8 protein-coding genes are annotated in these 9,575 nt (G+C 70.0%); 2 read left to right on the plus strand and 6 right to left on the minus strand.

Features of this window, described 5'->3' with window-relative positions:
* Both G7A99_RS12710 and G7A99_RS12715 read right to left on the minus strand, forming a co-directional pair.
* The coding region (locus G7A99_RS12710; protein WP_163140672.1) for an NnrS family protein at positions 1 to 992 on the minus strand (992 nt) is incomplete at its 3' end.
* A 47-nt stretch (positions 993 to 1,039) separates the two neighbouring features.
* Positions 1,040 to 2,191 (minus strand): cytochrome P450, encoded by a 1,152-nt coding sequence (locus tag G7A99_RS12715; RefSeq protein WP_163140674.1) that lies wholly within the window; start codon positions 2,189 to 2,191, stop codon positions 1,040 to 1,042.
* A gap of 302 nt (positions 2,192 to 2,493) precedes the next feature.
* On the opposite strand from G7A99_RS12715, the gene G7A99_RS12720 reads away from it, so the two are divergent.
* Positions 2,494 to 3,594 (plus strand): methyl-accepting chemotaxis protein, encoded by a 1,101-nt coding sequence (locus tag G7A99_RS12720; RefSeq protein WP_163140676.1) that lies wholly within the window; start codon positions 2,494 to 2,496, stop codon positions 3,592 to 3,594.
* Between the two features lie 193 nt (positions 3,595 to 3,787).
* Here the strand turns inward: G7A99_RS12720 and G7A99_RS12725 are convergent, their stop codons facing one another.
* Together G7A99_RS12725 and G7A99_RS12730 are read right to left on the minus strand one after the other, a co-directional pair.
* Positions 3,788 to 4,423 carry a hypothetical protein gene (locus tag G7A99_RS12725; protein WP_163140678.1) on the minus strand — a complete coding sequence of 212 codons (636 nt, stop codon included), beginning with the start codon at positions 4,421 to 4,423 and terminating at the stop codon, positions 3,788 to 3,790.
* A gap of 47 nt (positions 4,424 to 4,470) precedes the next feature.
* Positions 4,471 to 4,896 (minus strand): OsmC family protein, encoded by a 426-nt coding sequence (locus G7A99_RS12730; protein WP_163140680.1) that lies wholly within the window; start codon positions 4,894 to 4,896, stop codon positions 4,471 to 4,473.
* 673 nt (positions 4,897 to 5,569) lie between these two features.
* Here G7A99_RS12730 and G7A99_RS12735 point away from each other — a divergent pair.
* Complete coding sequence (locus tag G7A99_RS12735) at positions 5,570 to 6,670, plus strand: branched-chain amino acid aminotransferase (RefSeq protein ID WP_163140682.1); 1,101 nt, start codon at positions 5,570 to 5,572, stop codon at positions 6,668 to 6,670.
* 46 nt (positions 6,671 to 6,716) lie between these two features.
* On the opposite strand, the gene G7A99_RS12740 is transcribed toward G7A99_RS12735, so the two are convergent.
* Together G7A99_RS12740 and G7A99_RS12745 are read right to left on the minus strand one after the other, a co-directional pair.
* A complete protein-coding gene (locus tag G7A99_RS12740; protein WP_163140684.1) occupies positions 6,717 to 7,709 on the minus strand; it encodes an ABC transporter permease in 993 nt (330 codons plus the stop codon).
* Positions 7,706 to 9,575: ATP-binding cassette domain-containing protein (locus tag G7A99_RS12745; RefSeq protein ID WP_240466270.1), on the minus strand; the 1,870-nt coding region annotated here is incomplete at its 5' end. The genes G7A99_RS12740 and G7A99_RS12745, both read right to left, overlap by 4 nt.

The raw sequence follows: 9,575 nt of genomic DNA on the forward strand, positions 1-9,575 counted from the left end.
GTCCACCACGCCGGTAGCGTCAGCCTCAAGACCGCGGCGACACCCACCAGCAGCACCGCGAGCACGATATCGGGCATGAAAGCGGTCTGGCGTTTCATGGCGATTCGGCGCGCCCTCGCCATGACCGTGATCGTGAGCGTGCCCAGCGCCCCCACGGTGACGGCATGCAGCGCGGTCGTCGGCATCGGGCTGCCGGTCACCCAGGCCGCCCCGAGCAGCGCCAGGCCGAGCGCCAGCCAGGCATACCCGGCACCGAGCAGGATCAGGTCATGCCGGTCGAGGCAGCGCCACAGCCGCCAGCGGCCGAGCCGCAGCCCGGCAGTCGCGGCCACCAGCAGCAGGACACCACCGGCGGCCACGTGGGCACCGGGAACCGCCCGGAGCAGCACAGCGATGCCGCCGAGCAGCAGCAACGCCCCCTCCAGCCGGGGCTGTACCCGGGCCGACAGTACAGCCCCCTGCAGCCGCAGGTGTCCGGCTGCGGCCGGCGCGATCAGGCGCCCTCCCATGAAGAGCATGAGTACGGCGAGCAGCACCACCGCCTCTCTCAGGACAACGTGCTCGGGGCCGGACAGTTCTGCGACATCGCTCACCTGCGTCAGCACCGCGGCCAGGGCGATGGCGATCAGAAGCGGCCCGGTTGCGCGGTTCCGCCATTTCTTCGCCGCCCGCATGAACGGCGGTGCCGCGAGCACGACCACGGCCGAGGCGAACAGTCCGTTGGCGAGCAGCGCCACCGTACCCCCGGGTGCAGCCAGGAAGGCGAGACGCCCCGCCAGCCAGAACGTCAGTAGCGCGGCGAGCACCGGCCGCCGGATACGGTTGATGGTGAAACCGGCAACGACGGCGAGGGCGAAGCCGAACAGCATCTCGTGGGCATGGCCCGTGCTCGTGGCGAGCCCCGGCAGCAGGGCGCTGCCGCCGGTCAGCGCATGAACCGACAACGGCACCACGAGCAGGGCATGGGCGGCGGCCAGGGGAAAAAACAGCACCTGCGCCCCGACACGCTGCCCGGACGGGCCGCCTCGGCCGCCCACGCTCATTCCACGCACACGGGCAGCGTGGCGAATCCGGCCGCGGGGAATCCGGCCCGTTCGGACAAACGCTGCGGATCGGGACGGAACCAGGCCGTTCCCTCCAGCAGCGCCTCCAGCATGACCCGAAGCTCCATCCTCGCGAGCGCCGCCCCCGGGCAGACGTGGATGCCGCCACCGTAGAGCAGGTTACCGTCCTGACGGCGGGTGAGGTCGATCCGGTGGGCCTGCTCGAACGCCGCCTCGTCGCGATTCGCCGCGATCCAGTTGATCGACACGGTAGCCCCGGCGGGGATGGTCCGGCCACCCAGCGTGACCCCGCGAGTGGTGCGGCGCCGGTTGGACACCAGCGGGCCATCCACGCGCAGGATCTCCTCGACGGCCGCCGGCACCTGGGTGTGATCACGCCGCAGCAGCGCCTGCAGCGCCTCGTCCGCCGCCAGGTGGTGGACGAGAATGCCCACGGCGGCGGATAGCGTGCCCACCTCGCCCATCGTCCAGTTGCGCAGCACGCTCACCAGCTCGTCGCGTCCGAGGGGCCGGCCGGCGACACGCGCGGCCATGAGCTCACCGGTCACGTCGCCGCCCGGGATTTCCCCGCGGCGGCGCCGGCCGATCATGTCGTCGACGTAGTCCTCGAACTCTTCGGCGATCCCGGCCATGGCGATACGGTCGCGCGCGAGGGTCGCGGCATGATTGCGCGCGGTCCATCGCAGCAGCGACGGGGCCATGGACTCCGGCCAGCCTAGAAAGGCGCACTGGGCGCGCGCGGCGAAGGGTCCGGCGACGTCTTCCATGATCTCCACGGCGCCCTGCGCCGGCACCGCCCCGATACACGAACGGGCCACCGCGGCACACCGCGCCTCGAACGTCGCGACCCGGCCGGGGGAGAGGAGCCGCTCGACGAGCCGTCTGTAGGCCGTGTGCTCCGGCGGGTCCATACCGTTCGGCACGGACAGGTGCCGCGAGACGCGATTGCTGAACACCGCGGTATCGTGGAGGACACGCTCGACATCCTCGTGACGGAAGACACTCCAGGCAGCGAAATCGCTGAACGCCACCGGGCAGCGCTCGCGCATGTCGTCGTAGCGCCCGACCGGATCCCGGGACGTATCCGGGATCGTGGGATCCCAGTCCTGCTCGCAGCACTCACTCATCGCAGCTTCCTTGAACATGTCGCCGACCGGCGGCCGACGCTTTGGGTTATCCGAGCGGCTTCCCACACCTTTGCCAACACCGGGGCGTAGCCACAGGCCGGAAACACGGCCCGGCTACGCATGAAGGCCGGCGAGCCTATCGGCACCGACGTTTTCAGCCGGCATACGACGTGATGTCGGCCACCAGGAGCAGACGATCCACCGAGGACCGTGCTGAACGGCCGGAGACACCTTGTTTGCCATTGAAACTTTCCCCTGGCCACTTTAAGATTCATACAAAATACTTATTTTAAGGCGACGACATGCTCCAGGCAATCAGACGCCGGCGGAACCGGCCGGAAACACCGCCCCCGATCCACGAGGACGATGGCGATACGCTGCACCAACGGATCGCCGCGCTCGAACAGGAGCGGGACACGGCCCTGCGGCGTTGCCGCGAGCTCGACGACGCACTGCAGCTACGCGGTCGCGTCGTACGCGGATTCGACCAGTTCGGCCAGTCCCTCAGCGCCCTGCGCGGCTCGTTCCAGCAGCTTTCCTCCATGCTGAACAGCCGGCGTGCGGACGCGGAGACCACCGCCGGGGAATCGACCACCAGCGGCACGGCAGTCGCGGACCTGGTCGCCCGTCTCACCCACGTCAGCGAAACGATCGGCCAGACCTCGGAGCACGTGGAGACCCTCGACCGCGAGGCTGGTGCGATCCGGGAGCTCGTCGATATCGTTGACGGTGTCTCCCGCCAGACCAATCTGCTGGCCCTCAACGCGAGCATCGAGGCCGCCCGCGCCGGTGCCCACGGCCGGGGGTTCAGCGTCGTCGCCGAGGAGGTACGCAACCTGGCCTCCCGGGCCGGCGAGGCAACCGAACAGATCGGCACCGCCGTGGCGCGGGTACAGGATCGGGTGACGACGACCACGACCGTGACCCGCGACAATGCGGAACAGGTCGCCGCGCTCAGCGACGAGGCACAGCAGGTGCGCGACCGCCTGGCCCACCTGCTGGAACTGGCGCGGGGCACCAGCACGACCCTCGGCTGGGCCGGGTTGCTCGCGGAGGTGGAACTGGCCAACCTTGAAGAGCTGGAGATCAAGCTCACCGTCTACCAGGTCCTCGGCGGCGCGTCCGGGCAGGGAGCGGACGATCTGCCGGACGAGACGCAATGCCCGCTTGGCCAGTGGTACTATGCCGGCGAGGGACGCGCCCTGTTCGGCGACGACCCGGACTTCGGGGCGATCGAGGCACCCCACCGCGAGGTGCACATCCAGGCCAGGGCGGCGGTCGCCGCGTACTGGCGCGGTGACATCGAGGCCGCCGTTACCGCCCTGGAGCGCATGGAGGCGAACAACCTCGACGTGATGGAGCGGTTGCGGCGACTCGTGCGCCGGCGCGTCACCAGCGAATGACCCATGGGCCGGGGATGATGCCCCGGCCGGTGCGTCACGGCACGGCCCGGGGAAGGGCGGACGCCGGGATAACCGGCGGGAGCCCGGAGCCGTGAGCGGGAGACCATGGCCGGCGACGCTACGCCGTGCCGCGCAGGCTTCGCCCGGCATGCCGTGTACGGCCGGCGGCGCGGACTCAGCCGACCGGTGCCGGTCATCCGCCGGGGTCCGGCCTCAGCCGCGTCACCCTTACCATCGCCGGATCGTCGGCATGGTCCACGAGGATGCGGCGCACCCGGTCCTGCCAGGCCGCGGCGAAGGCGGCGTTCTCCGCCGTATCGGCGCGCCCCTGCAGCATGGCCATCAGACGCCCTTTCTGCTGTCCGTCGGCCGGTACCACGCCGGCGTCGAAGCGCACGGCGACGGCTTCGCCGCTGTCGAGGCGCCGGAGGCACACGCCCCCGCCGGCCCCCTCGACGGACGCATCAAAGCGGAGCAGGCCGTTGCGGGCGAACCGCCCGCCGATCCCCTTGAAGCCGCCCTCCGCTGCGGCACCGGTGAGCAGGGTCAGCACCTGGGCGACCACCCCGGTAGTGCCGTCGTCGGCGCGTGCCGGCATGTCCACGGCGACCCCGCCGCGCTCCGGTAACGTGTCCGGGTACAGCGCCGTCAGGGCCGCGCGGCCGGTGAGAAAGGCACCGGCCACCGTGGGACAGGAATGCCCCGCGAGACGGACCGCGTCCGCGTAGCGGTACTCGAGAACACCGTCCTCGCTGGCACCGAGCAGCCCGGCCAGCGGATCCCGGACCCGCACGACCGGCGCCCGGTCAAAGAACACGGGAAATTGCATGGTTACCCCCTGACAGCCGGCAGCCCCGCTTCCGGCGGGGAACGCCGTCACTCCTGCAGCCGCGCGTCCATCGTGATCTCCGCGTTGAACAGCTTCGAGACGGGACAGCCCGCCTTCGCGGCCTCGGCCGCGGCGCTGAAACGCTCCCGGTCCGCACCCGGGATACGCGCCCGGACGTCCAGATGGACCGTGGTGATGGTAAAGCCACTGTCGTCCGGCTCGATGGTCACGGTCGCCGTGGTATCGATTCGTTCCGGCGTGAGGTCGTCCTGCCCCAGCACCATCGACAGGGCCATCGAATAGCAGCCCGCGTGAGCGGCCGCCAGGAGCTCCTCGGGGTTGGTCCCCTCGCCCTGCTCGAAACGGGTACCGAACGAATAGCCGGCACCCGCCACGGTGCCGCTCTGCGTGGAGACGGTACCGCCCCCCTCCTTGAGTCCGCCCTGCCAGACCGCGGTTGCGTTGCGTTTCATGATGCCTCCCGAAAGGCTAGCGGGTGTTGACTGCCCGGCTCCGGCGTCGCGCCGGCGGGCACAGAGATAGCGTTTGAGGTAATAGTAGGCGCCGATCAGGCGAACGCGATGGGCCGGCTCACCGGCGGGGGCCGAACGCCGCACCACCGCACTCCGGTAACACGCCATGGTGCGCTCGGCGAAACACCGCGCCGCATCGTCACCGCGCTCTGTCTCCAGATACCGCAGCCGATCGCGCTCGCATTCCATGCTCGCCACGAGAAGCCGGGCCACGTCCATGGGCTCACCACTCAGCCACCGTTAAAAACCGGCCCCCCGCTCCGGGGCCGCATGTACTCCCCGGGGTCACTCCGGGAGATTATGGAAATCGCCGGCGGCCGTTGGGGCCACCCATAAAAAGTATAATAAATATTTCTTTTTGTGCAACAACGAATGGTGCATGGGCAACCGCAACGGATCTCCCGCCGCGGCACCGGATCCCCACCGTCACGCCGCCGAGGGGGAAACCGTCCGGCGGGCGTTCACCTGCACGTGACACACCGGACGTGACAGGCAGCGTCATTTCACGGGATATTGGGGCCTGGGAAGATGGCTCACGCCCCGCGGCGAAGGCCCGTAAAAAGGTGCGCGGGCGGCGCACCGGGATCCGACCACGACAACACGGGAGGTCAAATTGTCCGTCACCAGCTTCCGGATCACCCCCAACACCGAACCGACCAGCGCCGACGACAGGGCGGCCATTCTCGCGGATCCCGGTTTCGGGCGTTTCTTCACCGATCATATGGTCCACGTACGCTGGACCGCCGCCGGGGGGTGGGAAGCCGGCGAGGTTCGTCCCTACGGGCCGCTGAGCCTGGACCCGGCCACCGCCGCCCTGCACTACGGCCAGACCGTGTTCGAGGGGATCAAGGCCTACCGCCATCCCGACGGCTCCGTGTGGACCTTCCGCCCGGAACGCAACGCCGAGCGCCTGCGCGCATCGGCGCGCCGTCTGGCGCTGCCGGAGCCGGACACCGGGACCTTCCTCGGCGCACTCGAGTCACTGGTCCGCCAGGACGTCGACTGGGTGCCCACACCGCAGCATCACGGCGCGGAGTCCAGCCTGTACCTGCGTCCGTTCATGATCGCCAGCGAGCCCTTTCTCGGCGTGCGGCCCTCACACACGGTGGATTTCCACGTGATCGCCTGCCCCACCGCCGCCTACTTCTCCGGGGGCGTGAAGCCGGTCCGCATCTGGCTGTCGCGCCGTTACACCCGGGCCGCCCCCGGCGGCACCGGCGCGGCCAAGTGCGGCGGCAACTACGCCGCCTCCCTTGCCGCCCAGCAGGAGGCGTCGGCGCACGACTGCGAGCAGGTGGTCTTCCTCGATGCCAGCGAGCACCGCTGGGTCGAGGAGCTCGGCGGCATGAACGTGTGCTTCGTGTTCGACAACGAGCGGCTGGTGACCCCGCCGGTCTCCGGGACCATTCTCGAGGGCGTCACCCGCGCCTCGCTGCTGGAGCTCGCGGCGGACGCCGGCCTGAGCGTCGAGGAGCGCCCGGTGAGCATCAACGAATGGATCGAGGCGGCGGATTCCGGCTCGCTTACGGAGGTCTTCGCCTGCGGGACCGCGGCGGTGGTGACCCCCATCGGCGAGCTGGTCACCGAGGAGCGCACCATCGCCTGCGGCGACAGTGACGGCGGCACCGTCGGCCCGATGCTGCGCCGCGCCCTCCTCGACCTGCAGTACGGCCACCGCCACGATGAGCGCGGCTGGATGACGCGCCTGGCATGACCGGGCCGTGGCCCGCCGCTACGGTGGCGGGCCTCCCGGCACGGCGTCAGCCACCGGCGGCCTCTTTGCCAGTGGTCCGCCTGCGGGGACGCCCGGCGGCCTTGAGGTCCCCGGCCAGTGCCAGCACGCCGATGATCACCGCCCCCTGGACGATGTCCTGCATGCCGGCGGGCAGGCCGGCGATCTGCATGGTCGTGACGATGAGGACCAGCAGCAGTGCCCCGAAGAACGTCCCCAGCGCCGTCGAGCTGCCGCCGTAGATGAGCGTCCCGCCGACCACGACCGCGCCCACGGACTGGAGCAGGTAGGGCTTGCCCATCTCCAGGAAGGCGCCGCCGACGTAGGCCGAGAGCAGCACGCCGGTCACCGCCGCGAGCACGCTGCTGGTGAAGAACGCCAGGAAGATGGTGCGATCGGTCCGGATACCGGCGAGCCCCGCCGCGCGGAGATTCTGCCCCACCGCCATCAGGCTGCGCCCGTACGCCCGCGTGCGCAGCACCCAGGCGGCGAAGGCCACGATCACCAGACTGACCAGCGTTATCACCGGAAAGCCGAGCAGCTTGCCGGTGGTGAGCGTCTTCAGCACCGGATCGACGGCGAACGTCGAGAAGTGCTGGTTGGCGAGCAGAACCGCCGTCGCCATGATGTAGCCGGTGGCGAGTGTCGCAATGATGGCCGGGATGCCGAGGCGCAGGACCAGGAAGGCATTGACCGAGCCGACCACGGCCCCGATGGCGACCACCGCCAGCACCCCGACGGGCACCATCGCCGCCGAGCCCTGGATGATGCTCATGCCGACGAAGGCGCTGAAGGTGACCACGCTGGGGATGGACAGGTCGATGTTGCCCCGGCCAGTGGAGACCACGAACATCTGACCGATGGCCACCATGGTCAGGAACGCCGTCGAGGTCAGGACGCCGCTGAGACTCTGGAGGCTGAAGCTCTCGGCGAACACGCTGAGGATCCCCCACAGCACCACCACACCGATCGCCGACCAGATCCAGCGATTCCCGGCCGCCCAGCTGAAAAACCCGCTCATTCCGCCGTCTCCTTCTGCCCGACCAGCGTCCGCAACGCCAGAATGCCGATCAGCAGCGCCCCCTGGACCGAGGCGTTGTAATCCGTACTGATCCCGATGAAGCCCAGCAGCGCCCCGATCAGCGAGAGCGTGAGCGCGCCGAAGACGACCCCAACCGGGGTGACCGAGCCGCCGACCAGCCGGCAACCGCCGATTACCACCGCGGCGACGCTGAGCAGCGTGAACGAGCCGCTGGCGTTGATATCCGAGGCCGTGTTCACCGCCGTGAGGGAGAGCCCGGCGAACAGGCCGAACACGCCGGCGACGACGTAGCGCGCGACGGTGTAGGTGAACGCCGACCAGCCCATGTGGCTGAGGGCCTGGGCGTTGTTGCCGAAGCCCCGCAGGACCACGCCCAGCCGCGAGCGGTTGACCGCCCAGGCGAGCACCCCCGCGCCGGCGATCATGACCACCGAGGCGGGGACACCGGCGAGCGACCACGAGAACAGCGCGCTGAGCCACGCCGGGCTGCTCCCGCCCGGGCTTTCCTGCAGCGTATAGCCGATCCCGAGCCAGATGAACGAGGCACCCAGGGTCACGACGATGGCGGGCAGCTTGCGCCCCTCGATCAGGGCGCCCAGGCTCCCGTAGCCCGCAACCAGCGCGAGCAGGGCCAGCGCCCCCGGGCCGGGATGGGCGACCAGCACCGTGGCGCTGACCACGTTGACCAGCCCGGCGAAGGCCCCGACGCCCAGGTCGATATGACTGCCCCCGACCACGAACATCTGCGCGGCGGCCACCAGCACCAGCGGCACCGCCGGCCCCAAAAGCAGGTCGAGGCCGAACGCGCTGACCGCCATCGGGTTCATCGAGCCGATGATGGCGAAGATCACCATCGTGCTCAGGAACGGCGCGACCCGGAACAGCCACTGCCGCCATTGCCCCTGGCGCGCCCGGCCCGCACCGGCGGCGGCAGGCGTGGCCTCCTCCACGATCTCGCTGAACGCGGAGCTCACGATCGCCTCCTCGCTGATGTCCTCGCCGCGGAGCTCGCACGCGATCGCGGCCTCGCTGAAGACCAGGACCCGGTCGCACTCCAGGAACTCGATATCCTCGCTGCTGTACCAGATGATGAGCTTGCCGGCCTCGGCCAGCTCGCGGACCACGTCGTAGAAATCGCGCTTGACCGAGACGTCCACGCCGCGGGTGGGATCATCGAGCAGGATCACGTCCGCATCGGCGAACAGCGCCCGTGCCACCAGCGCCTTCTGCTGGTTGCCGCCGCTGAGCTCCAGGATCGGCGAGGGCAGGCGCTCGCGATCCAGGCGCAGCTTCTCCAACCACCGGTCGATGCGCCCGAGTTCGCCGCGCCCGGCGAGCGGCGCCAGCGGGCCACGCTTGCCGGTCTGGCCCACGGCGATGTTCTCCTCCACGCTCCACAGGGGGAAGACCCCCTCCCTGCGGCGGTCCCCGGAGACGAAACCGACGGACCCGAGGCACTGCACGCTGCCCCGGCGTGCCTGACGGAAGACCTCGTGAAGCATCTCGCGCTGGCCGCTGCCCTCCAGCCCGGCAAAGCCGACGATCTCGCCGGCGTGAAGCGCCAGGGTCTGCCCGCCGGTACCGCGGACATGGTCGCCGCCAATGCGCACCAGCGGCTCGCGCGCCACCGCCGCGCCGTCCCGGCCGCGGGCCCCGGCATCGGCGTGGTGGCTCTCCAGCTCCCGGCCCGCGTCACCGCCCATCCAGTCGACGAGCTGACCCACCGAGGTTTCCGCCGAATCGCCCTCCCAGACCTTCTCGCCGTTGCGCATCACGGCGATCCGCGAGGCGATGTCCACGACTTCGCCGAGCTTGTGGCTGATGAACACGAACGACACACCCTCC

This window comes from Arhodomonas sp. KWT (assembly GCF_010993615.1).

Coding starts and splice junctions, on each gene's coding strand:
- G7A99_RS12740 (WP_163140684.1), bottom strand. CDS start 7,709: ATGAGCGGGTTTTTCAGCTGGGCGGCCGGGAATCGCTGGATCTGGTCG.
- G7A99_RS12730 (WP_163140680.1), bottom strand. CDS start 4,896: ATGAAACGCAACGCAACCGCGGTCTGGCAGGGCGGACTCAAGGAGGGG.
- G7A99_RS12725 (WP_163140678.1), bottom strand. CDS start 4,423: ATGCAATTTCCCGTGTTCTTTGACCGGGCGCCGGTCGTGCGGGTCCGG.
- G7A99_RS12720 (WP_163140676.1), top strand. CDS start 2,494: ATGCTCCAGGCAATCAGACGCCGGCGGAACCGGCCGGAAACACCGCCC.
- G7A99_RS12715 (WP_163140674.1), bottom strand. CDS start 2,191: ATGAGTGAGTGCTGCGAGCAGGACTGGGATCCCACGATCCCGGATACG.